Source organism: Arthrobacter sp. 10N43, from assembly GCF_056394525.1.
Genome location: NZ_JBFTIA010000005.1, coordinates 103,534 through 127,680 on the forward strand (window position 1 = coordinate 103,534; position 24,147 = coordinate 127,680).

Sequence of the window (24,147 nt, forward strand, 5' to 3'; positions counted from 1 at the left end):
CCGCACAACTGTTGGGTTTTGATGCCACGCGCCTAAGGCGAGTCTACGACGGACTCCCGTTGGGTTTTTTCCGGCGGCCGGGGAGTGGCATCGGGCCTATCGGAGCCGGGCGGTTTGCGATCGAAGATCGAAAACCGTCCGGCGAAGGGGCGGGGCCGCCGGAAAAAATCCAACGGCCCCGCACCTGTAACGCTAGGACACCTTAGACGCGCGGCTTTTCGCGCATCTCGAAGGTCTCGATGATGTCACCTTCGTTGATGTCGTTGTACGAGCCAAGACCAATACCACACTCGAAGTCCGTGCGGACCTCGGTGGCGTCGTCCTTGAAGCGCTTGAGCGTCTCAACGGTGAGGTTGTCGCCGATGATCTTGCCGTCGCGGGTGATGCGGGCCTTGGCGTTGCGTCGGATAACACCCGAGCGGACGATCGAGCCTGCAATGTTGCCGAACTTGGAGGAACGGAACACTTCGCGGACCTCGGCGGTGCCAAGCTGGACCTCTTCGTACTCCGGCTTGAGCATGCCCTTGAGGGCTGCCTCAATGTCATCGATTGCTGCGTAGATGACGGAGTAGAAGCGCATGTCCACGCCTTCGCGGTCTGCCAGTTCGGCAACACGCTCGGCGGGCTTGACGTTGAAGCCGATGATGACGGCGCTGTCGACCGTTGCCAGGTTGACGTCGTTCTGCGTGATCGCACCGACACCGCGGTGGATAACGCGGAGCTGGACACCCTCGCCGACGTCGATCTTGAGCAGCGCGTCTTCGAGGGCTTCCACGGCACCGGACACGTCACCCTTGAGGATGAGGTTGAGGGTGTCGATCTTGCCATCGGCGACGGCCTGGTCGAAGTCTTCCAGGCTGATCCGCTTGCGGCGCTTGGCCAGTGCGGCGTTGCGGTCGGCGGCTTCACGCTTCTCGGCGATCTGGCGGGCGGTGCGCTCGTCAGCGGTCACGAAGAAGGTGTCACCGGCGCGCGGGACGTTGGACAGACCCAGCACCTGCACGGGGCGGGACGGGCCGGCCTCGGTCAGGGCGCTGCCGTCGTCGTCGAACATCGCACGGACACGGCCGTGGGCCGTGCCTGCCACGATGGTGTCGCCGACGTGCAGGGTACCGGACTGAACCAGGACGGTAGCCACGGAACCGCGGCCCTTGTCCAGGTTGGCTTCGATCGCGATACCGCGGGCGTCCTTGTTCGGGTTGGCGCGCATGTCCAGGGCAGCGTCTGCGGTGAGCAGGACGGCGCCGAGGAGCTCCTCGATGTTGAGGTTCTGGCGGGCAGAGACCTCAACGAACATGGTGTCGCCACCGTATTCTTCCGGAACCAGGCCGTACTCGGTCAGCTGGCCGCGGACCTTGTCCGGGTTGGCGCCTTCCTTGTCGATCTTGTTCACGGCCACGACGATCGGCACGTTGGCCGCCTGGGCGTGGTTGAGGGCTTCAACGGTCTGGGGCATGACGCCGTCGTCCGCTGCGACCACCAGGATGGCGATGTCGGTGACCTTCGCACCACGGGCACGCATGGCGGTGAACGCCTCGTGGCCCGGAGTATCGATGAAGGTGATCTTGCGGTCGACGCCTTCGTGGGCGTGGGTGACCTGGTAGGCACCGATGTGCTGCGTGATGCCGCCGTGCTCGCCCGCCATAACGTCGGACTTGCGGATGGCATCGAGCAGTCGGGTCTTACCGTGGTCAACGTGACCCATGACGGTGACAACCGGAGGACGTGCCTCAAGGTCTTCGTCGCCTTCGGCTTCCAGTTCGGCGTCGAAGTCGATGTCGAAGGTGGAGAGCAGCTCGCGCTCCTCGTCCTCCGGGGACACAACCTGGAGCTTGTAGCCAAGCTCCTCGCCGAGCAGCGCGAAGGTCTCTTCATCCAGCGACTGCGTGGCCGTGGCCATTTCGCCGAGGTGGAAGAGGACCGTCACCAGCGCTGCGGGGTTCGCCTCAATCTTGTCGGCAAAGTCCGTGATGGACGAGCCACGGCGAAGCCGGACTACGGTGTTGCCGTCGCCGCGGGGTACGCTCACGCCACCCAGCGACGGGGCACTCATCTGCTCGAGTTCCTGACGCTTGGCACGCTTCGACTTGCGCTGCTTGCCACGGCCTGCGCCGCCCTTACCGAAGGCACCCTGGGTGCCACCGCGACCGCGGCCACCCTTGCCGAAGCCGCCGCCGGCCGGAGCGCCGCCACCGGCACCGGGAGCACCGGTACCCGGAGCGCCACCCGGACGGCCCGGGCCACGGCCTCCGCCGCCGGGACGGCCGGCACCAGCGGGTGCGGGACGTTCGGTGCGGTTGGGCATCATGCCCGGAGTCGGGCGGTTGCCGCCGGCTCCTGCCGGACGACCGGCACCGGGGGCGCCAGCCGGACGCGGAGCGCCGGGGCGGGGGCCGCCTGCGCCTGCTGCCGGACGGGGACCACCCGGACGGGGGCCGCCTGCGCCTGCTGCGGGGCGCGGACCACCGGGGCGTTCGCCCTCGGTGCGGCTTCCGCCCGGACGGGGCATGCCCTGGGAAGGAGCGAACGGGTTGTTGCCCGGACGCGAGGGGCGTTCGTTGTCGCCGCCGCGGCCGCGGGGCATGCCCTGGGACGTGGCGAAGGGGTTGTTGCCGGGACGGGGACCGCCCGGACGGGGTGCAGAACCGCCCTGGCGTGCCGGAGCAGCCGGGGTTTCAGCCTTGGGGGCGGGACGCGCGCCGGGCTTGACGCCGGTCGAGGGAGCAGCCGGGGCCTGGGCAGCGGGGGCTGCCGGAGCCTGCGCGGCGGGGGCTGCCGGAGCGGCGGGCGCGGCGGCAGGTGCCGCAGCAGCCGGAGCCGCAGCGGCCGGAGCCGGAGCTTCAGCCTTGGGTTCGGCTGCCTTGGGCGCAGCGGGGCCAGGCGCAGGCGCCGGACGGGTCGCTGCCGGGCTGGCAGGTGCCTGGGGGGCGGACGCCGGAGCTTCGGACTTCGAAGCTGCGGGGGCGTCGGGGTAGGCGTTGCGCAGTTTCCGCACAACGGGGGCCTCAATGGTTGAAGAGGCGGAGCGAACGAATTCGCCCAGTTCCTGCAGTTTGGTTACTGCGTCTTTGGAAGTAATACCGAGCTCTTTAGCAAGCTCATGTACGCGGACCTTGGCCACATTTCTCCTGTCTCGGTCCGCACCGAGCCAGGCACGAACCGTCTACTTCTTACTGCGGGCCTCCGCCGCGAATGCAGCTGAAAGGCCCATTGCAGAGCGCAACAAAGTTGTCATCGTTGCGCACTCATCGCTGGGAACTCATCGGGTTTCCATCAGTTTTCTGACCCGCTTTCAGGTTGGACGGTTGTTGCTGCGGCCACCGGGGTGCCCACGGCTTCCATGCCGGCAGTGATCCGGCGTTCCACGTCGGCTGTACCGGTAGCGCCATTGAGGGCGCGACCGAACGCTCGACGTTTGACCGCCAGTGCCAGGCACTTTTCGCTGGGGTGCAGCCATGCTCCCCGGCCAGCCATCCGGCGTCGTTCATCCACCACGACGGCGGACGAACCGCCGGCGCCGGCGACGAGCCGGAGTAACTCCGACCGCGATCCCTTTTGTCGGCATCCGATACAAGTGCGCTGCGGCTGATCCCCGAGGTGTTGCACATGTGCCACGTTCGAGTATCTTCCTGCCAGTTCAACTGCTTGGTGTATCACCGCGTCCCCGGCAAGCTGGAAAACCCAGACGCGCCAAAGACACACGGATACCGGCCGTTAGGCGCGGTCATGTCTATTCTAGCCCCTCCGGCGCCCGGGTCCCGAACCCGGGCGTGCCGGGCAGCCGGGACATCACGGCTGACCGGTGAGATGAAGCACGCACAGCGGGCCGCCACGGCGGCCCGCTGTGCATCTGCCGGCGCTTGCGTGCTCCGGGCTATTTGCCGCTGTTGACCGCGGCGTCGGAGACGATATCGATCCGCCACCCTGTGAGCTTGGCGGCGAGGCGGGCGTTCTGGCCCTCCTTGCCGATGGCCAGGGAAAGCTGGTAATCGGGGACGACCACACGTGCGGAGCGGGTCGCTTCGTCGGTGATGGTGACCGAATTCACGCGCGACGGCGAGAGGGCGCTGGCGATGAAGGTCGCGGGATCGTCGCTGAAGTCAACGATGTCGATCTTTTCGTCGTTCAGTTCGGTCATGACCGCCCGGACGCGCGAACCCATTTCGCCGATGCAGGCACCCTTGGCATTCACGCCGGGTGTGTTTGCCTTGACGGCGATCTTGGTCCGGTGGCCGGCTTCGCGGGCCAGTGCCACGATTTCGACGGAACGGTCCGCGATCTCGGGAACTTCCAGTTCGAAGAGCTTCCGGACGAGCCCGGGGTGGGAGCGGGACAGCGTGATGGACGGGCCCTTGGTGCCGCGGTGGACGTCGATCACGAAGGCGCGGAGCCGGTTGCCGTGGATGTACTTCTCGCCGGGAACCTGCTCGGGCGGCGGCAGCAGCGCCTCCACCGTGCCCAGGTTCACCTGGATCATGTGCGGGTTGTTGCCCTGCTGGATGGTGCCGGCCACGAGCTCACCTTCGCGGCCCTTGAACTGGCCCAGCACGTTGTCATCCTCTGCGTCCCGGAGGCGCTGCAGGATGATCTGCCGCGCGGTGCTCGCAGCGATGCGTCCGAAGCCCGCGGGGGTGTCCTCGAATTCGCCGATCGGGGCGCCGTCGTCGTCGATCTCGGTGGCCCAGATGGTCACGTGGCCGCTCTTGCGGTCGAGCTCGGCGCGGGCCTTTTCGAAGGCGCCGGGGGTCTTGTGATAGGCCACCAGCAGTGCCTGCTCGATCGTGGGAATCAGGAGATCCAGCGGGATTTCACGCTCACGCTCCAGGAGTCTCAGCGCGCTCATGTCAATATCCATCAGGCCTCCTCAGAAGGTCCATTGTTTGCTTTTTCCAGACCGGCCTCTTCGAGGTGGCTGAACTCTATCTCGACTTTTCCGCTGCGGATCCTGTCGAAAGGAAGCTTGACGGGCTCGCCCTGCTTGGGCTTCATGCCCTTCTTGACGGCAATTTCCGGGACGAGGGTGACTCCCCCATCGTCCACGGACTGGACCCTGCCGGTGACGTTGTCGCCCTGGATCACGTTGACGTTGACCATCCGTCCGCGGGCGCGGTGCCAGTGCCGTTCCTCGGTCAGGGGGCGTCCGACGCCGGGGGACGAGACCTCGAGCTCATAGGGTCGGGCGTCCATGCTGGGATCGTTGTCCAGGGTGTCCGAAAGGGTCTTGGAGATCTCCGCGATGACGTCGAGTCCGACGCCGCCGGTTTCCTCCTGCGGCAGGTCCACCACTACGTGGACCACCCGGTTGGCGCCGGCGACATGGATGGATACGTCCTCCAGGTACAACCGGTTCGCCAGCACGGCGGGTTCCAGGAGTGCATACAGGCGCTCGGCCTCGACGTTAACGGATGCGGCTTCAGCCTTCCCCGTCCCGGTCCGGTCTGTTGAAGTCGTGGCTTCTGCGTTGGTCATGATGCCGGCCGCCTCCCGCTAGATGATGTTGTGTGTACTAGCCTAGCGATTTTCCGGGCGACGTGGTGCACTTCAGTCCCGGGCCGGCATGACAACATGGTCTGTTGTGAACGACGACACCAGGGAAAAGCGATGGCAGGATCACATTCCCCGGACGCTCCCCCGCTACGCGCTTTTGGCGTGCCTTGCCTTGGTGGTGGTGAGCCTGGGGGTGGCCCTGATGCCGGGCAGGCCCCCGGAACCCGCGCAACCGCCCTTTTCCGAACAGGCACGCGCCTCCGCGCTGGCTGAAACCCTGCAGTTGTTGGCCGCCGGCAGCCAGCTTGGCACTGCCACTGAAGGCAATTCTGCGGACAATTCGGCCGACCAGTCAGGGAAATCGGACCGCTCGGCCGGTGCCGGGAACCCTGCCGTCGAACGGACTGTGACCTTGCTGACAACCCAGGCGCACGCGCTGCTGGCACCGGGGGAAAGCCTGTCGGATCCATCCGGCGCGGCGGCCACGGACTCGGGCCGGGCAACGCCTTCGGCCTCCGAAACTCCCGCCGGCACGCCGGCACCGTCCACAGGCTCGTCGGCCGCACCGTCCGCCGCACCCCTGCCCTCGACCCCCGCCGGGCTGGCAACTGCCCTCGCACACAGTGGCACCCAGCGCCTCGCGGACGCTGCCGTGGCCGACGGCGGCATGGCCAGGCTGTTGGCCGCCGTCGGCACCGCTCAGCTGCTGCAGGCGTCCGCCCTCGCGGCCGGCACCGGAACCGTGGCGCCACCCGCCGACGCAGCCTTCCCGCAGTTGTCCGGCACGTGCCCGTCCGAATCCGCTGCCGGCCAGTCGGCCACAGACCAGTCCACGACAGACCAGTCCGCCAAAAACCAGTCATCAACCGGGCAGTCCGCAGCGGCATCGGGTGTTGGGGATGCCCTGGCGGCGGTGGCCCGCACCGAGGCCCAGACCATCTACGGCTACCAGGTGGCGCTGCCCCGGCTGGGCGGGGACGCCGCGAAATCCGCGGCCGAGCAACTGGCGCGCCACGACGAGCTCCTCAGCGATGCGGAAATGCTCAGCCGGCTGCACTGCGCCGCCGTTCCGCCGCGCGAGGCCGGCTATGCGCTTGGCAAGTCCTTCCTGGCCTCCCCCGCGGCGGGCCTCGGCAGCCTGGAGGCCGCCGCCCTTCCCGCCTACGGCGACCTCGTGGCCCTCAGCGACGGCGAGACCCGGCAGTGGGCCATCGCGGCCCTGCTCGGCTCGGGGAAGCGGGCCGTGCTGTGGGGCGCGGATCCCGGCGCCCTGCCGGGCCTGGACCGCGCGGCGTTGGAATCGCTGCCGGCCGGCTGACCCGGCCGGCTGAAGCAGCAGGGTGATGTAGCGGGCTGAAGCAGCGGGCCACACGCCGGGCAAGCCTCGGCTAATTTTGGTAAGCCTTGGAATACTGGCAGTGCTCCGGCCCGGGTGGTTTGCTGTAGGCATGGACACGATCGGCGACGCAGCACTGCATGAGAACGAGCCTCACAACAACGACGTCGCGCAGCGCCTCAATTGGCTCCGCGCCGGCGTCCTCGGTGCCAATGACGGCATCGTCTCCGTCGCCGCGATCGTCGTCGGCGTCGCCGGCGCCACATCCGATACCGGTCCCATCCTGCTCGCCGGCACCGCGGGGGTGGTGGGCGGCGCCATCTCAATGGCCTTGGGCGAATATGTCTCGGTCAGCAGCCAGAAGGACAGCCAGCACGCCCTGATCGAGAAGGAGCGCCGGGAACTGGCGGAACAGCCGGAGGAGGAGCTCGAGGAGCTCGCGGCGATCTACCAGGGCAAGGGCCTCAGCCCCGCGACGGCGCGCACGGTAGCCAAGGAACTCACCGCCCACGATGCCCTCGGCGCACACCTCTCCGCCGAACTGAACATTGACGAGGCCGACATCGTCAGTCCGTGGCACGCGGCGTTCGCTTCGGCCGTCGCATTCCTCTGCGGTGCGGTACTGCCCATGCTGGCCATCCTGCTGCCGCCGGAAAGCATCAGGATCCCGCTGACCTTCGTGGCTGTGCTCGTGGCTTTGGCGGCCACAGGTGCCGTTGGCGCGTGGATTGGCGGCGGCTCGAAGCTGAAAGCCGCCGTCCGCGTGGTGATTGGCGGCGCGTTGGCCCTGGTGGGCACCTTCGCGATCGGCAGCGCGCTCGGAGCGAGCGGCATCGTCTAGGCCCGCCGGGCCCGGTGCCGGGCAGCCAATCCGGCCGCAAGAAGTGCGCCAGCACCTACGATAGGTCCGGTGAGCCCCATTCAAGACGTTCCCATTCCACCCGATCTCTCCCGCCGCTACGGCCGGACACAGGACGGACGTGCCTGGCTGGCGTCGCTTCCGGGCCTGATCGGACAATTCCTCGATGAGTGGGCGCTGGTGCCGGATTTGGAGCCGGGGGCCCTGCCCTGGAACGGTCACGGCGGCGTCGTCATCCCCGTGCGGCGCCGGGACGCGGATGGATCCCCCGATCACGGCAGCGCCGACGGCTTCAGCAACGCCGCCGTACTGAAGGTGGCGTTTCCGCATGAGGAAGCCACCCGCGAGCACCACGCCCTGGCCCTGTGGGGAGGCCGTGGCGCCGTGCGGCTGCTGGCCGCCGACGCCGGATCCTGCGCGATGCTCCTGGAGCGCCTCGACGCCTGCCGTTCGCTTCTGGATGTCCCCTTGGAGACGGCGGTGACGGTGTGGGGTGGCCTGGTCCGCCAGCTCAGCGTGGTCCCGGACGACCGCCCGCAGTGGCAGGAAATAGACCACGTGGCGGCCCGGGCCGAACAGTGGAGCGATGACTTACCCGCAACGTGGGAACATCTGGGGCGGCCGTTCCCGCGGTGGTTGCTCGAGGCGGCGCTGGAGGTCTGCCAGACCCGCGGCGCCGTGGGCAGGCGGTCAGGGAAGGACGTCCTGGTCCATGCGGACCTGCACTACCTGAACGTCCTGGCCCGGCCCGGCGTGCCGGAACCAGGAAACGGACAGGCGGCGGAGCTGGAGTCGTACGCCGCCATCGATCCCCAGCCGCTGATCGGCGAGGCGGAGTTTGCCGTGGCCCCGCTGCTGTGGAACAGGCTCCGGGAATTGCCGCAGAGGGATCCCGGGCGCGCCCTGCTCGCCCGCTGCGCTGATTTCAGTGCGGCAGCCGGCCTCGACGCCGAGACCGCCCGGCAGTGGAGCCTGGCGCGGGAGGTGGAGAACGCCCTCTCCTATGCCTCACTGCGTCATCATGAGGGCGATCTGGCCCGTTCCCTTTGGGTGGCGAGCACGCTGGCGGGCCGGACACTTCCGGGGCTGCCCGCCCCGCAGGAGCTCCGGGCGCCCGGGGAAGCCTACGGCGAAGTTCAATGGGACGCGGCAGGAGGCTAGCCCCGCACTGCCGCCAGCGCGTCGCGGACGGCGTCGACGGCGACTCTGACGTCGGCGTCGTCCGTGCTCCAGTTGCTCACCGAAATCCGAAGGATGTCCCGGTCCTGCCAGCGTGAACCGGACATCCAGACCCGGCCGTCGCCAATGATCCGCTCCGTCACGGCCCGCGTCAGAGCATCGTCCCCGAATGCCAGGGACACCTGGGTGTAGTCGACGTCGTTGAGCACTTCGACGCCGTCCAGCGCCGCAAGCTGTTCGGCCAACTGCGCTGCACGCTGCACCAGCGTCCGGACCTGGCTGGCGACGCCGTCGCGGCCCAGGGATTTCAGCGCCGCCCACACCGGCACGCCGCGTGCCCGCCGGGAGAGCTCGGGCACGCTCTCGAACGGGTCGCCGGCTCCGTCCGCGGCCTGGATCAGGTAGCTGGTGTGCAGCCCCATCGCGGACCGCAGGGCCTGGGCGTCACGAACCATCACGATCCCGCAGTCGTACGGCACGTTGAGGGTCTTGTGCGCATCCGTCCCCCACGAATCGGCGAGCCCGAGTCCGGCGGTCAGGGCGGACAGTTCGGGCACAGCAGCTGCCCAGAGTCCGAAGGCCCCGTCCACGTGCACCCAGGCGCCATGGGCCTTCGCGACGGCGATGGCCTCGACGAAGGGGTCGAAGGCGCCCGAATGCAGGTTCCCGGCCTGCAGGCACACGAGCAGTGGGACCGGGCTGCCCTCCCCCGCACTGAGCGCGAGGTCCAGGGCACAATCCAGCTCGGCCGGGATGATGCGCCCCTGGCGGTCGGAGGGCACCAGGGCGGGACGTCCCAGGCCCAGATAGCGCAGGCCAAGGTCGATGGTGTCGTGGCGTTCCTGTCCCACGAAGCAGCGGATCCGGGGCGCGCCGGCGAGTCCGTCGCCGTCGAGGTCCCACCCGGCATCGGCCATGAGCCGCCAGCGGGCGGCGGCGAGGCCGGTGAAGTTGGCCATGGTGGCGCCGGTGGCAAAACCAACGCCGGACTCTTCGGGGAGCCCGAGAAGCTCAAGGATCCAGTGGCCGGCGGCTTCCTCGATTGCGGCGGTCGCGGGCGTGGCGAAGCGCAGCCCGGCGTTCTGGTCCCAGGCACTGACCAGCCAGTCCGCCGCCAGCGCCGCCGGCAGCGTGCCGCCGATGACCCAACCGAAGAACCGTCCGGACGGCATGGCCATCAGCCCGGGTTCGGCCTTCGCCGCGAGGTAATCCACCACTTCGGCGGCCGGCATGCCGGTTTGGGGCAGCGGACCGCCGAAGTCGGCGGCCAGCTCGGCGGCCGTGGCCTGCGGTCCGATGTGGCGTGTGCCCTGGCTCTCGAGCCACCGGCGTGCGTGCCGGGCCGCGGCTTCGAGGGCATCCCTGTAACGTTCCTCGCCTGCTGACATAGCTGCATGCTACGCCCGGCGCCAGCGGACCGGGAGCCCCTCGCGGAGCCGTTGATTAGGTGAAGTTGTCCTGCCAGACGTCGGAGCCGAGCTTGATGATCAGCGCGGCAACGACCACCAGGAAGACGATGCGGATGAAGCGGCTGCCCTGCCGGACGGCGGTCCGGGCACCGATGTAGCCGCCGGCCATATTTGCCGCCCCCAGCAGCAGCCCCAGTCCCCACAGCACCGCGCCGTGAGGCACGAAGAACAGCAGGGCGCCGGCGTTCGTGGCCACGTTCACGATCTTGGCCTTGGCGCTGGCCTCCAGGAAGGCGTAGCCCATGGCCGAGACGAGCGCGATGATCAGGAACGAGCCCGTTCCGGGTCCGATCAGCCCGTCATAGAAGCCGATCGCGCCACCGATCAGGCAGGCCACCACATAGTGCCGGTGCCCTTCGTGGCGCAGTTTGGTCAGCTGGCCGACGCTGGGTTGGAAGGCGGTGAAGAGGGCGACGGCGATCAGTGCGGCCACGATGATTGGCTTGAAGACGCTCGCGGGCAGGTTAGCGGCCAGCACCGCCCCGCCGTAGCTGCCCGCCATCGCGATCGCCGCCATAGGCAGGGCGGTGCGCAGATCGGGCCGGACGCGGCCGTAATACGTGACCGCGCTCGTAGTGGTGCCGAAGATGGACCCCATCTTGTTGGTTGCCAGCGCCTGCACCGGGCTGATGCCGGGCACGAGGAGCATGGCCGGGAGCTGGATGAGCCCGCCGCCGCCGACCACGGCGTCGACCCAGCCCGCCGCCAGACCAGCCAGAATGACCAGGACGACGGTGCCGAGCTGGATCGACTCGAGACCGGAAACCACTAGTGGGAACTGTGCAGCATCAGCCGTTGCGCACGGCGTTGACCACGTAGTCAACAGCCTTGTCAACGGCTACGTTCTCGGCGTCGCCGCTGCGGCGGTCCTTGATCTCCACGACGCCGTCCACGAGTCCGCGCCCGACGGCGAGGATGGTGGGGACGCCGACGAGTTCGGCGTCGCCGAACTTCACGCCGGGGGAAACCTTGGGGCGGTCGTCATAGATGACGTCGAGGCCGGCGGCTTCCAGTTCCAGGGACAGCTTCTCTGCGGCCGCGAAAATCTCCTCGCCGCGGCCCACTGCCACAACATGGACGTCGGCCGGAGCGACGGCGCGCGGCCAGACCAGGCCCTTGTCATCGTGGTTGGACTCGGCCAGGGCAGCCACCGCGCGGGTGACGCCGACGCCGTAGGAACCCATGGTCACCACGACCTGCTTGCCGTTCTGGTCCAGGACTTTCAGGTCCAGGGCCGCGGCGTACTTCCGGCCCAGCTGGAAGATGTGGCCCATTTCGATGCCGCGGGCGGTTTCGAGCGGGCCGGAACCGTCCGGTGCCTCATCGCCGGCGCGCACATCGGTGCACTCGATGACGCCGTCCCAGCCGAAGTCGCGTCCGGCGACGAGGCCGAACACGTGCTTGCCGGCCTCATTGGCGCCGGTGACCCAGGCGGAGCCGCTGACCACGCGGGGATCCACGAGGTAGAGCAGCTTCGCGGCGCCCTCGGTGCCCAGCAGCGGCGCGTCCAGTGACATGCCGGGGCCGAGGTAGCCCTTGACGATCAGTGGCTGCTTCTTGAGGTCGTCGTCGTTGGCGGCTTCGAGCGTGATTTCGCCGGCGATCGGCAGGAAGGATCCAATGTTCGCTTCGACGCGCTTGAGGTCCACGCCGCGGTCGCCCGGGAGGCCGATCACGACGAGCTGGCGTTCACCGGTGGGCAGCGTCACGGCGAGCACGACGTTCTTGAGCGTGTCGGCGGCGGTCCAGGGGCCGCCGTCGGCCTCAGCCCGCGGAACCAGGACGTTGGCGGCGTCGACGAGCGTTTCGATGGTGGGCGTGTCCGGGGTGTCCCGGACATCAGCGGCCGGTGCGTTGCTGAAGTCGATGTCTGCGGGGACCACGGTGGTGACGGCCTCGACGTTGGCCGCGTAGCCGCCGGCGGAGCGCACGAACGTGTCCTCGCCGATCTCGGTGGGGTGCAGGAATTCCTCGCTCTTGGACCCGCCCATGGCACCGGCGGTGGCAGCAACCGGAATAACTTCAAGGCCCAGGCGCTCGAAGATCTTCAGGTACGCGCCGCGGTGGGCGGCGTAGCTGGCGTCCAGTCCGGCGTCGTCGACGTCGAAGGAGTAGGAATCCTTCATGATGAATTCGCGGCCGCGCAGCAGGCCTGCCCGGGGGCGTGCCTCGTCGCGGTACTTGTTCTGGATCTGGTAGATGCTCAGCGGCAGGTCCTTGTACGAGGAGTACAGGTCCTTGACCAGCAGGGTGAACATTTCCTCGTGCGTGGGTGCCAGGAGGTAGTCGTTGCCCTTGCGGTCCTTGAGCCGGAAGATGCCCTCGCCGTATTCGGTCCAGCGGTTGGTGGCCTCGTAGGGCTCCTTGGGCAGCAGCGCCGGGAAGTGGACTTCCTGGGCTCCGATGGCGGTCATTTCCTCGCGGATGACCTGCTCCACCTTGCGCAGGACACTCAGTCCCAGCGGCAGCCAGGTGTAGATGCCCGGGGCCGCGCGGCGGATGTAGCCGGCGCGGACCAGGAGCCGGTGGCTGGCCACCTCGGCGTCGGCGGGATCTTCGCGCAGGGTGCGCAGGAACAGCTGGGAGAGTCGAAGGACCACAGGTGGGGTATCCGTTTCTGGGGAAGTGCGGGCAAAGCCTAAGAAAAGCGTCTAGATACTAATCTACCGTCCTGAAGGCCCCCGCTTGCCCCGATGCCCTGCCGCGATGCACTGTTGCGTGGCCTGCCGCCGCAGCGCCCATGGCACGGAAGATGACAGGAAAGAGCCACGCCATAACTGATGGAAGCCCCTGGCCGTTTCCAGCTGGTCATCCCGTCATGGCGTGGCTCCCGTGGCCCCAGCACCCCCAGATCTCAGGCTGCGAGCTACTTGGTGTCGCCTCCAGGCGTCGCCTTCCCCGGAATTTTCGCCGGGGAATGCACGCGCCTTTGCGACACGGCTAGGTAGAACCTATGTGACACGGCGCCCGGAATCAAGAGTCTGCACCCGGTTAATTTCAGCAGTGTCGCTGTAGGACCGGTCCGGGCTCCGGGCGGCTTATTTCCCGACCAGCGCGGCGGCCTCGTCCAGCATCTTTCCCGCCCGGGTCACTGCCTCGGCCTCGCTGGCTCCACCCGCGGCGACGACGGTGACGAGAACGCCGCCCTGGAGCACCTGCCCGGTGATCGCGGACTGCTTTCGGCCGTCCGCCAGGGCGGTGTCCGTCCGGTACGCGACGCTGCCCGGGGTGGTGCCGAGTCCGTCCAGCTTGGTCAGTTTGAGGTCCACCTTGGTCCCGCCGGTGGTGAACGACATGGCTGAGCACTTGTTGAGGACCTCGCCCTGGGCGATTCCCTGTTCAAGGACCTTGGAGTCGGCGCGGTAGGCCAGGGAGACCCCGGTGCTGGCGCCTGTCGCCGCGTCCTGGGACACGCCCGCCGCAACCGCCGTGCCTTCGCTCGATGCCGCCTGCCCGCCCAGGGCCAGCGGCGCGCACTCTGCGGGTTCCACCGAGATCGATGCCAGCATGGACTTTGCCTGGTCAATGGATTTCTGGAGGTCGGCGCCCGACATCATGGTGAGCGGCTTGCCCTGCGCGTCCTTCAACTGCGCCACGATGGCCGTCAGTTCGGCGCTCGTGTACGCCTTGGCCTGCGTCTGCGTGGGAGTCGGCGTGCTTGCCTGGCTGGGCGCCGGGCTTCCACCCTGGGCTTGCGCACTCTTGGCGGCGTCCGGCGAGCCGCCGGGGGTGCCGCACGCGGACAGCCCCAGGGCGCCCCAGGCGAGTAGTGCCGAGGCACCGGCAATGCGCAGCGCTGACGTCTTCATGTTTCCCCCAAGAACGAGACCGGTCGCCGGCAGCTGCCCGCTAGAAGAGCACTGTAGCGAACGTGCCCACCTGGCGGAAGCCCACCCGTTCGTAGGTGGCCCGCGCCCTGGCGTTGAAGCCGTTGACGTACAGGCTGGTGACCGGCGCCAGCGTCTGTGCGAGGACGACGACACCGGCCATGTAGCCCGCGCTCAGTCCCTGCCCGCGGAACTCTGGATTCATCCAGACGCCCTGGACCTGGGTCACTTCCGGCGTGACGGCGCCCAGCTCGGCCTTGAAGACGACGTCGCCGTTAGCGTTCAGGTGCACGAGTGAATGGCCCTGGCGGATGAGGCTCTTGACGCGCCGGCTGTAGTATTCCCGGCCGCCAAGGTAGGGCGAATAGCCCACTTCTTCTTCGAACATGGCCGCGCACGCGGGCAGGATCTTGTCGAAGTCGGCCAGTTGGCCAAAGCCGAGTGCAGGCTCGGGCCGGACAGCGGGCGGGCCCGAGATCGTCAGCAGGGGCTGGTTGTCCCGGACTTCATGGGCGCCCTGGCCGAGCCGCTCCAAGGCCGAGTGGATGGCCAGGACAGGCTCGGCCGGCCCGAAGATCGAGGCGTAGCGGCGCCCTGAGCGGTGCGCGGCCATCGCGATGAGGCCGGCGAGGTCCGCGTCCAGCTCGATCGGCACCAGGTTGGCGCCGGCCCAGCAGGCGCCAAGGAGGGTGCCGCCGTCGAACGCGCCAAAGATGCTGGCGCCCCCGGCCGTGGGCGCCGCCGTGCCGGCGCCCTCCAGGTGCGAGAGGATGAAGACGTTGGCGACGGCGTCCCGGTGGGCGAGCGCCAGCAGCGCTCCGGTGTCGGCGCCGCCCAGGGCCCTGACGACGACGCCGGGTGCGGCGTCGTCCCTACGAGACGCTAACCACGGGGCTACCCTTTGCAGCATCTTCGCCACCGGCGTCCCCCATCTCTTCAGCGATTCGCATGGCTTCTTCGATCAGTGTCTCAACAATCTGATCCTCGGGCACAGTTTTGATGACTTCGCCCCTGACGAAAATCTGGCCCTTGCCGTTACCTGAGGCGACGCCGAGGTCCGCTTCGCGGGCCTCGCCCGGGCCGTTCACGACGCAGCCCATGACGGCCACGCGCAGCGGGACCTCCATGCCTTCCAGGCCCGCGGTGACCTGCTCGGCAAGCGTGTAGACGTCCACCTGGGCGCGGCCGCAGGACGGGCACGAGACGATTTCCAGTTTGCGGGGGCGCAGGTTGAGCGACTGCAGGATCTGGTTGCCCACCTTGATTTCCTCGACCGGCGGGGCCGAGAGGGAGACCCGGATGGTGTCGCCGATCCCGCGGGAAAGCAGGGCGCCGAACGCCGTCGCGGACTTGATGGTGCCCTGGAAGGCCGGTCCGGCCTCGGTGACGCCAAGGTGCAACGGCCAGTCACCCTTTTCGGCCAGCATCTCGTAGGCGGCGACCATGATGACCGGGTCGTTGTGCTTGACGGAGATCTTGAAGTCGTGGAAGCCGTGTTCTTCAAACAGCGAGGCTTCCCAGACGGCGGATTCGACGAGGGCTTCCGGGGTGGCCTTGCCGTATTTCTTCATGATGCCCGGTTCCAGGGATCCTGCGTTGACGCCGATCCGGATCGAGGTGCCGTGGTCCTTTGCGGCCCGGGCGATTTCCTTGACCTGGTCATCGAACTTGCGGATGTTTCCCGGGTTCACGCGCACGGCCGCACAGCCGGCCTCGATCGCGGCGAAGACGTACTTCGGCTGGAAGTGGATGTCCGCGATCACCGGGATCTGGGACTTCTTGGCGATGATCGGCAGGGCCTCGGCGTCATCGGCGGACGGGCAGGCGACACGCACGATGTCGCAGCCGGAGGCCGTGAGTTCGGCGATCTGCTGCAACGTGGCGTTAATGTCCGTGGTCGGCGTCGTGGTCATCGACTGGACGCTGATGGGCGAGTCGGAGCCGACGCCCACGGAACCCACCTTGATCTGGCGCGTCTTCCGGCGGGGGGCAAGGACGGGGGGCGGTGCTGACGGCATTCCCAGGCTGACCGAGGTCACGTGGACTCCCTTTTAGTAGCGATGTAAAGAAGGTGTGGGCGGAAGGGGCTAGGCGTGATCGGCCAGGAGACCGGTCAGCGGGGCCCACACCGTGGTGCGCGTGCCCGAGATGGCACCGGCGGCCGCGAAGGGGTCCTGCCGCAACAGGTCGTTCAAGGCCGCCTCGTCGGCCGCCTTGAAGATGAGCAGTGCACCTGCACCGTCGCCGTAGGGGCCGCTTGCCAGCAGGGCGCCCTCGCGGGCAAGTCCCGCCGTCCATTCACGGTGTGCCGGTCGGCTGGCATCGCGGACCTCGGAAGATTCGGCGTCGTACACGTACTCCACAGCAAAAACAGTCATACGGATACACTATCGCCCTGTTTGCCCGGTTCCCATCCGGGGACGCCAGGGCACGCTGTCAGCCGAATAAGAGGACCTTGGCTGCAGCCGCCACGCCGGCTGCCCACAGCATGGATGTGAGGGTCCCGATGATGAACCGCTCGGCGGCGACCGGAGTTTCCTTCAACTCCGCAAACCGGCCCAGGCCCTTGATGGCCACGACGTAGGCGATGGCGACGGGCTGGCCGGCGAGGATGGCCAGGCACACCGCGAACCGTTCCAGGATGCCGATGATGGCGCCGCCTCGCAGGATCCGGGCGCTGCTGACGGTCTCGGCAGGCCCGGCCGCGTCACGCGCCGGGACAGCGTCCGGGGCCGGCTCCTGGCCGGCCCGTGTTTCGGGGTCAGTGGTGGAATCGGCGGAGGGGTCCTCGGCCGTGTCCGCGCCGGAAGCGCTCCCCCTGTCACCGGGTCTGTCACCGGGTCTGCCGTCAAGGGTGCGGTCGTCAATGGTGCGGGCGAGGCGGAACACCCCGGCGGTGACCGGCCAGCCGGCGAAGCCTGCTATCAGCAGGGCCAGCGTGATCCAGAGGGCGTTCACGTGTCTCCTTCTGTCATGCCGGTCATCAGGCTGTCCGCGAGGGCCAGCAGCATTTCTGCCGCCGGCCTCGCCGCCCATTCTTCCTGCCAGCCGGAGCGCATGACCGCGCGGCTCACCGATTGCTCGGTGATTCCAAGTTTCTGGGCGGCAATTTTTTGAGTCCCGTGAGTGCCGTTGGTGCCGTGCCGCACCGAGCGCAGCACGTCCACCACCTTCCATTGCGCCGCTGTCCGGTCCTGGACCAGCCGGCCAATCAACCGGAGCACCGCCTCTGCATTGGCACAGGCGCCCGCCGCACGGGACCTGGCCGCGCCGTTCGCGGCCGCCGCGGCACCTGCCCTGCGGGCGGCCCCGCCGGCCACCACGGCGAGCGGCACGTGGGCAGCCGCCCCCTTGGCCCGGTCGACGGCGGCCCGGGCAGCCACGAAGGCCGGTCCGGAGCCTTCCCGCGGGCTGGCGGGCAACGGCAGATCCACCTCCCCCACGCCGATCCCGACGTACCAGCGGCCGCTGCGCAGGGCGTGAAGTGCGATGTCCACAACCTCGTCGACCCGTTCCACGACCCCCTGGACCTCGTCGCCAACCGAACGCTCAAAGCGCCCGCTGGTGGAGAGGCTCCCGAGTTCCTTCAGGAGGCCCGGGACGCGGTCGACGTCGCCGGTGCTGCCCCGCTGGTCGATAGTCATGACGTACATGACCCCAGCCTAGGGAGGTGATTCTAAATAATCAATCATTTTCAACTGATTATTCTAAATCAGCCGAAATAAGCTTATGTATGAAAATCAGCTGAAGCCGGCTGGAGCGGCCTGCGTGAAGGCCGCTACCCGAAGAGGTTGACCGGCTTGACGATGTCCGCGTAGATCAGCAGCGCCCCCATGCCCATCAAGAGCACCGCCACTACGTACGTCACCGGAAGCAGCTTGGCGATGTCGAAGGCGCCGGGATCCGGGCGGCCGAACAGCTTGGCGATCTGGCGGCGGGCCCCCTCGTACAGCGCGCCCGCCACGTGCCCGCCGTCGAGCGGCAGCAGCGGAATGAGGTTGAAGACGGCCAGGGCGAAGTTCAGTCCGGCCAGCAAGCCGATCAGGGCGGCGAAGCGGGACTGCAGCGGGACCTGCTCCATGGCGGCGACCTCGCCGGCCACGCGGCCCACGCCCACCACGCTGATGGGGCCGTTGGGATCCCGGGGCTCCTCGCTGAAGGCCGCCTTGGCCACCCCGGCCACGCGGGCGGGCAGGTTGACCACAACGCCGGCCACCTGCGCGATGTTCTCCCCCGCCATCGGCAGCACGGACGACGCCGGCTGCTGCACCAGCGCCGTCTGGGCGCCGATGCCCAGGAAGCCGACGTCCTGGTACTGGAGGCTTCCGTCGGCGGCCTTGGCCTGCCGGCCGTCGGCGCCGATCACCGGCCGGGACGAGAGCACGGGCGTGACCGTGGTGTTGACCGTGGCGCCGCCGCGCTCCACGGTGATGCTGACCTGCCTGCCCGCCGAGGCGCGGATCCAGCCGGTGAGTTCGTCCCAGCTGGTCACGGCCTTGCCGTCGAAGGAAGTGACGGTGTCATTCGGTTTCAGCCCCGCGGCCGCGGCGGGCGTGAGCTTGCAGTCCGCCGAGTCCGGGTCCACGGTCTCGCCGGCCTTGACCTGGCACTTGGAGACATCGGCGATGGTGGTGGTCTGGCTGGCGGTCCCGAATCCCATCAAGAGCACGGCGGTCAACACGACGCCGATCAGCAGGTTCATCACGGGGCCGCCGAGCATGATGATGACCTTCTTCCAGACCGGCAGCCGGTAGAAGACCCGGTTTTCGTCGCCGGGGCCGATTTCCTCGTGGGCAAGGGAGCGGGCATCGGTCGCCAGCGACTGGAACATGCCGGTGCTGGACGGGCGGACGGTGCCGTCTTCCTTGTTCGGCGGGTACATCCCGATCATGGACACGTAGCCGCCCAATGGGATGGCCTTGAGGCCGTATTCGGTCTCGCCGCGCTTCCTGGACCAGACAGTGGGTCCGAAACCGATCATGTACTTGGTGACGCGGACTTTGAACAGCTTGGCCGGCAACAGGTGGCCGACTTCGTGCAGGGCAATGGACACGGCGATGCCGATCGCCACGAAGACGACACCGAGGATAAAGAGGAGGACGGGGCTCATGTGCGTGATCTGCTGCTTCCTAGACGCTTCTGACGGCTAAACGTTCGTGGGTGCGGGCACGTGCCCATCTTTCAGCATCCAATACGGACTCCACCGTCAGCCCGGAGGATCCTGTGTGTTCGCTGAGCACGGCGTCGATCGTGTCCACAATGTCGGTGAAGCGGATCTGCCCCGCGTGGAAGGCCATCACCGCCTCCTCGTTGGCGGCGTTGAACACCGCCGGGAAGGTGCTGCCCTGCTGGGCGGCGGCCTTGGCGAGGGCGACGGCGGGGAAGGCGACACCGTCCAGCGGCTCGAATGTCCAGCTGGTGGCCTTGCTCCAGTCGCACGCGCTCGCGGACCCGGGGACCCGGTCCGGCCAGCCGAGGCCCAGGGCAATGGGCAGGCGCATGTCCGGCGGCGAGGCCTGGGCGATCGTGGAGCCGTCGACGAACTGGACCATGGAGTGCACCACGGACTGAGGGTGGACCACAACGTCGATCTTCTCCAGGGGGATGTCGAAGAGCAGGTGCGCCTCGATCACCTCCAGGCCTTTGTTGACCAGGCTGGCGGAGTTGGTGGTGACCATGAGGCCCATGTCCCAGGTGGGGTGCGCGAGGGCGTCCTGCGGCGAGACGTCATGCAGCTCCTCGCGGGTCTTGCCTCGGAACGGGCCGCCGGATGCCGTCAGGACCAGCCGGTCCACTTCGGCGGCGGAGCCGGAGCGCAGGCACTGGGCAATGGCCGAATGCTCAGAATCCACGGGGACGATCTGCCCCTCGCGCGCCGCGGCCTTGACCAGGGCGCCGCCGACGATCAGGGATTCCTTGTTCGCCAGCGCCAGGGTGGCTCCGGATTTGAGGGCAGCCAGCGTGGGGGCCAGGCCGATGGAGCCGGTGATTCCGTTGAGGACGACGTCGGCGCTGATTTCCGCGATCCGTGTGGAGGCGTCCGGGCCGGTGATGATCTCGGGACGGTAGCCCGTCACGGAAGCCGCGCGGGCGGCGTCGTCGATCATGTCCCGAAGGGCGGTGGCCTCCCCGGAGGCGGCGCCGACGGCCCAGGCGCGGGTGTGCACGGCCTGCCGGGCCAGGAGTTCGAGGTTGCCGCCGCCGGCGCTGAGCGCCACGACCTCAAACAGGTGCGGGGCGCCGTCGACGACGTCAATCGCCTGTGTGCCGATGGAACCGGTGGACCCGAGGAGGACGATTTTGCGCGGCTGCATGGTTCAAGTATCCCGCACGGCGACGGCGACTTAGTTGAGGCGTAACGTGGAAAACGTGGAGTGGACCGCGTGGTTCGACGCGCCAGAGTACGAGTTCGCCCGGCAGGTGCTGCAGCGCGGCACTGCCACCCTCTACTTCGTGGCCTTCCTCTCCTCGCTCAACCAGTTCCCTGCCCTCCTCGGCGAGCGCGGCCTGTTGCCCGTGCCGGACTACCTCGAGGGCTTCAACCGGCTGGGCCGGCCCAGCCTGTTCCGCTGGCGCTACTCGGACCGGCTGCTGCGGACGGTCTGCTGGAGTGGCATGGCGATTGCCGCCACGATCGTTGCCGGGCTCCCCCAGCTCGGCCCGCCGTGGGTTCCGCTGCTCGCGTTCCTGGCCCTGTGGCTGCTGTACATGTCGATTGTGAACGTGGGGCAGACTTTTTACAGCTTCGGCTGGGAGATCCTGCTCCTGGAGGCCGGGTTCACTGTGGGGTTCCTCGGCTCAGACCAGACTCCCCCGCCCCGGACCATCCTGATCCTGCTGGCCTGGCTGGTGTTCCGGCTGGAGTTCGGCGCGGGCCTGATCAAGATCCGGGGCGGTTCCGAGTGGCGGGACCTGACGGCCCTGTACTACCACCACGAAAGCCAGCCGATGCCGGGGCCGCTGAGCCGTCAGGCCCATCTGCTGCCCAAGGCATGGCACCGGCTGGAGGTCCTGGGCAACCACTTCGCCCAACTCGTGGTCCCGTTCTTCCTCTTTGCCCCGCAGCCGTTGGCCAGCGCCGCCGCCGGGATCATCATCTTTACGCAGTTGTGGCTGGTGGCGAGCGGCAATTTCGCCTGGCTGAACTGGATGGCGATCATCCTGGCCTTCGCGGCGGTCAGCGATCCCGTGGCGCACGCCGTGGTGCCGGCACTCCCGCTTGACTGGCACGCCGCGTCCGCAGGAGCGGGATCAGGCGCCGGATCCGGTGCCGCATCGGGTGTCGGAAGCCAGGCGCCGGTCCCGTGGCTCGTGGTGGTCACGTTCGCCACCGTGTTCCTGGTGGTGCTGAGCTACCGGCCGATCGAGAACCTCTTCTCCCACCATCAGCTGATGAACGCCTCGTTCAACCGCTGGCAGCTGGTGAACACCTACGGCGCGTTCGGCACCGTCACGAAGCGGCGGATCGAGATTGTGGTGGCGGGGACCCTCGAGGAGGAACCAGGGGACGACGCCGAGTGGCGGGAGTACGGCTTCAAGGGCAAGCCGGGAGACCTCCGGCGGCTGCCGCGCCAGTTCGCCCCGTACCACCTGCGGCTGGACTGGCTGATGTGGTTCCTGCCGCTGCGGACCGTCCACGAAGAGTGGTTCTATGCGTTCCTGGCCAAGCTGCTGGAGGCGGACCGGCCCATGCTGCGCCTGCTGCGCTACGACCCGTTCGACGGCGAACGGCCCCGCTGGGTGCGTGCCAGCAGCTATCTCTACCGGTTCACCACCCGGGCCGAATTCCGTGCGACGGGCCAGCGCTGGAACCGGACCCTGCTGCACGTCGCCATCCCGCCGTCGAGGCTGCCGCCGGAGCGCTGAGGCGCGTTTGCCGCACATGGCCGGAATGGGGTTGCCATTCCGGCCATGTGCGGCGAATCAGTGACACACCCCGGCTTAGACGGACACCTCTTCCTTCGCCGGTGCGGCCTCCAGTGTTGCCTGGCGGCGGCGCAGCCACCACGAGGCGACGAAGATCAGCGCCATGGAGATGTACACCACAAGGGCGAACGGCGAGCCGAAAAGGGCCGTGGGGTCGTTCTGCGACAGCTGCAGCGAGCGCCGCAGCTGCACCTCGAACATCGGGCCCAGGATCATCGCCACCACCATAGGCGCCACGGGGTAGCCGTAGCGGCGCATGAAGTAGCCCAGGATGCCCACCACCAGCAGGATGCCGACGTCGCTCGGGGAGAAGTTCACCGAGAACGCGCCCAGGGCGGCGAACACCAGGATGCCTGCGTAGAGGTAGGGCCGGGGGATCTGCAGGATTTTTACCCACAGGCCCACGAGCGGGAGGTTCAGCACCAGCAGCATGAGGTTGCCGACATACAGCGAGGCGATCAGGGTCCAGACCAGCGCCCCCTGGTTTTCGAACAGGAGCGGCCCCGGCTGGATCTGGTAGCGCTGGAACGCCGTGAGCATCATGGCCGCCGTCGCCGTCGTCGGGATGCCGAGGGTCAGCAGCGGCACCAGGACCCCGGCAGCCGCGGCGTTGTTCGCCGCCTCCGGTCCGGCGACGCCTTCGATCGCGCCCTTGCCGAACTGGGCCTTGTTGGCGCCCCTGGCCAGCTTCCGCTCGGCGGCGTAGGACAGGAACGTGGAGACGTCCGCGCCGCCTGCCGGGACGGTGCCGATCGGGAACCCGATGAAGGTTCCGCGCAGCCATGGCTTCCAGGACCGCTGCCAGTCCTCCTTGGACAGCCAGGCGTTCTTGCCCTTGCTGACCGGGATGAGCTCCACGGGGCCGTGCCGCAGCTTGGACGCGACGTACAGCGCCTCCCCGAGGGCAAAGAGGCCCACGGCCACGAGGACCATGTCGATGCCGTCCACCAGGGTGGGGTTGTCGAACGTGAAGCGCTGCTGGGCGGTGCTGTCATCGATGCCGATCAGGCCGATGAACAGTCCGAGGGCAAGGGAGGCCAGGCCGCGCAGGACTGAGGCGCCCAACAGCGCACCGACGGTCAGGAAGGCCACCACCATGAGGGCGACGTAGTCCACCGGACCGAGGCCGACGGCGAAGTCGGCCACCACGGGCGCCAGGAAGGTCAGCAGGACCGTGGCGATGGTCCCGGCGATGAAGGAGCCGATCGCCGCCGTCGCCAGGGCCGCCGCTCCCCTGCCGGCCTTGGCCATCTTGTTTCCCTCCAGCGCCGTGACGATCGAGGAGGATTCGCCGGGCGTGTTCAGCAGGATGGAGGTGGTGGAACCGCCGTACATGCCGCCGTAATAGATTCCGGCGAACACGATCAGCGCGGCGGCAGGATCCAGGGCGTAGGTGATGGGCATGAGCAGCGCCACGGTCATGGCGGGACCAATGCCGGGGAGGACGCCGACGGCGGTGCCGACGAACACCCCGCCCAGGGCGTAGAGCAGGTAGACCGGCTGCAGCGCGGTGGTGAATCCTTCGAGCAGGAGCATGAAGCTATCCATGAAGGAACGGCACCCCCTCGAGCAGCGGGCCCGGCGGCAGGGAGACGCCCAGGAGCCCGCCGAAGACGTACTGCAGTACCAGCGCCAGGACGATGGAAATGATGATCGCCTTCCAGAGGGGTTTGGCGTCCAGGGACCAGGCGGCACCGCTGAAGAGCACGGCGGCGGCCACCGGCCAGCCGGCCGGTTCGATCAGGAAGATGTGCAGCACCACGAAGCCCACGAGTTTGGCCAGGGCCACCCAGTCGGTCTTGGCCGTCACGTCGAGGTCTTCGCTGTCCTCGGCCTGGCCGACTTTGCCGCGGAGGACCTGCAGGACCACCCCGGCGCCGCACAGCACCAGCATGCCGCACACGATGTAGGGGAAGGCGCGCGGGCCGATGCCGGTCTCCGACGGCGGGATCGGAATGGATCCCGCCGTCAGCAGCCCCGCCGCGCCCACGCTGACGAACACGAGGGCGAAGAGGATCTCGCCCGTCGGCCGTTTGGCGGGCGTTGTTGCTTGTACGGACATTG

21 protein-coding genes are annotated in these 24,147 nt (G+C 68.2%); 4 read left to right on the forward strand and 17 right to left on the reverse strand.

Annotated elements, in window-relative coordinates:
- Positions 1–202 precede the first annotated feature (202 nt).
- From infB to AC1DDO_RS12200, 4 genes are all read right to left on the reverse strand, one after another.
- A complete protein-coding gene (gene infB, locus AC1DDO_RS12185) occupies positions 203–3,121 on the reverse strand; it encodes a translation initiation factor IF-2 (protein ID WP_441409404.1) in 2,919 nt (972 codons plus the stop codon).
- A 152-nt stretch (positions 3,122–3,273) separates the two neighbouring features.
- Entirely contained in the window at positions 3,274–3,702 is a 429-nt protein-coding gene (locus AC1DDO_RS12190) for a YlxR family protein (protein WP_476971909.1), read from the reverse strand.
- Positions 3,703–3,874: 172 nt separating this feature from the next.
- Positions 3,875–4,855: a transcription termination factor NusA gene (nusA, locus tag AC1DDO_RS12195; protein ID WP_390204455.1), complete on the reverse strand. Its 981-nt coding sequence runs from the start codon at positions 4,853–4,855 to the stop codon at positions 3,875–3,877.
- Positions 4,855–5,469: a ribosome maturation factor RimP gene (locus tag AC1DDO_RS12200; RefSeq protein WP_441409403.1), complete on the reverse strand. Its 615-nt coding sequence runs from the start codon at positions 5,467–5,469 to the stop codon at positions 4,855–4,857. Before AC1DDO_RS12200 ends, nusA begins: the two co-directional genes overlap by 1 nt.
- 106 nt (positions 5,470–5,575) lie before the next feature.
- Between AC1DDO_RS12200 and AC1DDO_RS12205 the strand changes: the two genes are divergently transcribed.
- The 3 genes from AC1DDO_RS12205 to AC1DDO_RS12215 all read left to right on the forward strand — a co-directional run bounded on the left by AC1DDO_RS12205 (position 5,576) and on the right by AC1DDO_RS12215 (position 8,843).
- Entirely contained in the window at positions 5,576–6,805 is a 1,230-nt protein-coding gene (locus AC1DDO_RS12205) for a ferritin-like domain-containing protein (protein WP_476971910.1), read from the forward strand.
- 130 nt (positions 6,806–6,935) lie between these two features.
- Entirely contained in the window at positions 6,936–7,664 is a 729-nt protein-coding gene (locus AC1DDO_RS12210) for a VIT1/CCC1 transporter family protein (RefSeq protein ID WP_476971911.1), read from the forward strand.
- Positions 7,665–7,733: 69 nt separating this feature from the next.
- Positions 7,734–8,843 carry an aminoglycoside phosphotransferase family protein gene (locus AC1DDO_RS12215; RefSeq protein WP_476971912.1) on the forward strand — a complete coding sequence of 370 codons (1,110 nt, stop codon included), beginning with the start codon at positions 7,734–7,736 and terminating at the stop codon, positions 8,841–8,843.
- Here the strand turns inward: AC1DDO_RS12215 and AC1DDO_RS12220 are convergent.
- The 11 genes from AC1DDO_RS12220 to dxr all read right to left on the reverse strand — a co-directional run bounded on the left by AC1DDO_RS12220 (position 8,840) and on the right by dxr (position 20,471).
- Entirely contained in the window at positions 8,840–10,249 is a 1,410-nt protein-coding gene (locus AC1DDO_RS12220) for a pyridoxal phosphate-dependent decarboxylase family protein (RefSeq protein ID WP_476971913.1), read from the reverse strand. The two genes, AC1DDO_RS12215 and AC1DDO_RS12220, sit on opposite strands and share 4 nt — an antisense overlap.
- Before the next feature lie 55 nt (positions 10,250–10,304).
- The gene (locus tag AC1DDO_RS12225; protein WP_476869889.1) at positions 10,305–11,099 is read right to left on the reverse strand and encodes a sulfite exporter TauE/SafE family protein; all 795 of its coding nucleotides are present in this window, start codon (positions 11,097–11,099) and stop codon (positions 10,305–10,307) included.
- A gap of 19 nt (positions 11,100–11,118) precedes the next feature.
- Positions 11,119–12,930: a proline--tRNA ligase gene (locus AC1DDO_RS12230; RefSeq protein ID WP_476971914.1), complete on the reverse strand. Its 1,812-nt coding sequence runs from the start codon at positions 12,928–12,930 to the stop codon at positions 11,119–11,121.
- Positions 12,931–13,368: 438 nt separating this feature from the next.
- Entirely contained in the window at positions 13,369–14,139 is a 771-nt protein-coding gene (locus AC1DDO_RS12235; protein WP_476971915.1) for a hypothetical protein, read from the reverse strand.
- 40 nt (positions 14,140–14,179) lie between these two features.
- Positions 14,180–15,067: a GNAT family N-acetyltransferase gene (locus tag AC1DDO_RS12240; RefSeq protein ID WP_476869885.1), complete on the reverse strand. Its 888-nt coding sequence runs from the start codon at positions 15,065–15,067 to the stop codon at positions 14,180–14,182.
- Positions 15,030–16,196 (reverse strand): flavodoxin-dependent (E)-4-hydroxy-3-methylbut-2-enyl-diphosphate synthase, encoded by a 1,167-nt coding sequence (gene ispG / locus AC1DDO_RS12245; RefSeq protein WP_441409394.1) that lies wholly within the window; start codon positions 16,194–16,196, stop codon positions 15,030–15,032. Before ispG ends, AC1DDO_RS12240 begins: the two co-directional genes overlap by 38 nt.
- A gap of 48 nt (positions 16,197–16,244) precedes the next feature.
- The gene (locus AC1DDO_RS12250) at positions 16,245–16,535 is read right to left on the reverse strand and encodes a YciI family protein (protein WP_476971916.1); all 291 of its coding nucleotides are present in this window, start codon (positions 16,533–16,535) and stop codon (positions 16,245–16,247) included.
- Between the two features lie 58 nt (positions 16,536–16,593).
- Positions 16,594–17,115 (reverse strand): hypothetical protein, encoded by a 522-nt coding sequence (locus tag AC1DDO_RS12255; RefSeq protein WP_476971917.1) that lies wholly within the window; start codon positions 17,113–17,115, stop codon positions 16,594–16,596.
- Complete coding sequence (locus AC1DDO_RS12260; protein WP_476971918.1) at positions 17,112–17,810, reverse strand: MarR family transcriptional regulator; 699 nt, start codon at positions 17,808–17,810, stop codon at positions 17,112–17,114. Before AC1DDO_RS12260 ends, AC1DDO_RS12255 begins: the two co-directional genes overlap by 4 nt.
- Positions 17,811–17,935: 125 nt before the next feature.
- Positions 17,936–19,267, reverse strand: a complete 1,332-nt coding sequence (locus AC1DDO_RS12265) for a M50 family metallopeptidase (RefSeq protein WP_476971919.1) — start codon at positions 19,265–19,267, stop codon at positions 17,936–17,938.
- Positions 19,268–19,286: 19 nt separating this feature from the next.
- Positions 19,287–20,471 (reverse strand): 1-deoxy-D-xylulose-5-phosphate reductoisomerase, encoded by a 1,185-nt coding sequence (dxr, locus tag AC1DDO_RS12270; RefSeq protein ID WP_476971920.1) that lies wholly within the window; start codon positions 20,469–20,471, stop codon positions 19,287–19,289.
- Positions 20,472–20,526: 55 nt separating this feature from the next.
- Here dxr and AC1DDO_RS12275 point away from each other — a divergent pair, with 55 nt between their 5' ends.
- The gene (locus AC1DDO_RS12275; protein ID WP_476971921.1) at positions 20,527–22,023 is read left to right on the forward strand and encodes a lipase maturation factor family protein; all 1,497 of its coding nucleotides are present in this window, start codon (positions 20,527–20,529) and stop codon (positions 22,021–22,023) included.
- A 75-nt stretch (positions 22,024–22,098) separates the two neighbouring features.
- Here AC1DDO_RS12275 and AC1DDO_RS12280 read toward each other — a convergent pair whose 3' ends face one another.
- On the reverse strand, positions 22,099–23,631 hold the full coding sequence (locus AC1DDO_RS12280) for a tripartite tricarboxylate transporter permease (RefSeq protein ID WP_476868999.1): 1,533 nt from the start codon (positions 23,629–23,631) through the stop codon (positions 22,099–22,101).
- Positions 23,624–24,145 carry a tripartite tricarboxylate transporter TctB family protein gene (locus tag AC1DDO_RS12285; protein ID WP_476971922.1) on the reverse strand — a complete coding sequence of 174 codons (522 nt, stop codon included), beginning with the start codon at positions 24,143–24,145 and terminating at the stop codon, positions 23,624–23,626. Before AC1DDO_RS12285 ends, AC1DDO_RS12280 begins: the two co-directional genes overlap by 8 nt.
- Positions 24,146–24,147 lie beyond the last annotated feature (2 nt).

Excerpts from the sequence above, each read along its gene's own strand:
- AC1DDO_RS12265 (WP_476971919.1), bottom strand. The coding sequence starts at position 19,267 with ATGAGCCCCGTCCTCCTCTTTATCCTCGGTGTCGTCTTCGTGGCGATC.
- AC1DDO_RS12210 (WP_476971911.1), top strand. The coding sequence starts at position 6,936 with ATGGACACGATCGGCGACGCAGCACTGCATGAGAACGAGCCTCACAAC.
- AC1DDO_RS12250 (WP_476971916.1), bottom strand. The coding sequence starts at position 16,535 with ATGACTGTTTTTGCTGTGGAGTACGTGTACGACGCCGAATCTTCCGAG.
- AC1DDO_RS12200 (WP_441409403.1), bottom strand. The coding sequence starts at position 5,469 with ATGACCAACGCAGAAGCCACGACTTCAACAGACCGGACCGGGACGGGG.
- AC1DDO_RS12260 (WP_476971918.1), bottom strand. The coding sequence starts at position 17,810 with ATGTACGTCATGACTATCGACCAGCGGGGCAGCACCGGCGACGTCGAC.
- nusA (WP_390204455.1), bottom strand. The coding sequence starts at position 4,855 with ATGGATATTGACATGAGCGCGCTGAGACTCCTGGAGCGTGAGCGTGAA.
- AC1DDO_RS12285 (WP_476971922.1), bottom strand. The coding sequence starts at position 24,145 with ATGTCCGTACAAGCAACAACGCCCGCCAAACGGCCGACGGGCGAGATC.
- dxr (WP_476971920.1), bottom strand. The coding sequence starts at position 20,471 with ATGCAGCCGCGCAAAATCGTCCTCCTCGGGTCCACCGGTTCCATCGGC.
- AC1DDO_RS12235 (WP_476971915.1), bottom strand. The coding sequence starts at position 14,139 with ATGAAGACGTCAGCGCTGCGCATTGCCGGTGCCTCGGCACTACTCGCC.
- AC1DDO_RS12280 (WP_476868999.1), bottom strand. The coding sequence starts at position 23,631 with ATGGATAGCTTCATGCTCCTGCTCGAAGGATTCACCACCGCGCTGCAG.
- AC1DDO_RS12240 (WP_476869885.1), bottom strand. The coding sequence starts at position 15,067 with ATGCTGCAAAGGGTAGCCCCGTGGTTAGCGTCTCGTAGGGACGACGCC.
- AC1DDO_RS12220 (WP_476971913.1), bottom strand. The coding sequence starts at position 10,249 with ATGTCAGCAGGCGAGGAACGTTACAGGGATGCCCTCGAAGCCGCGGCC.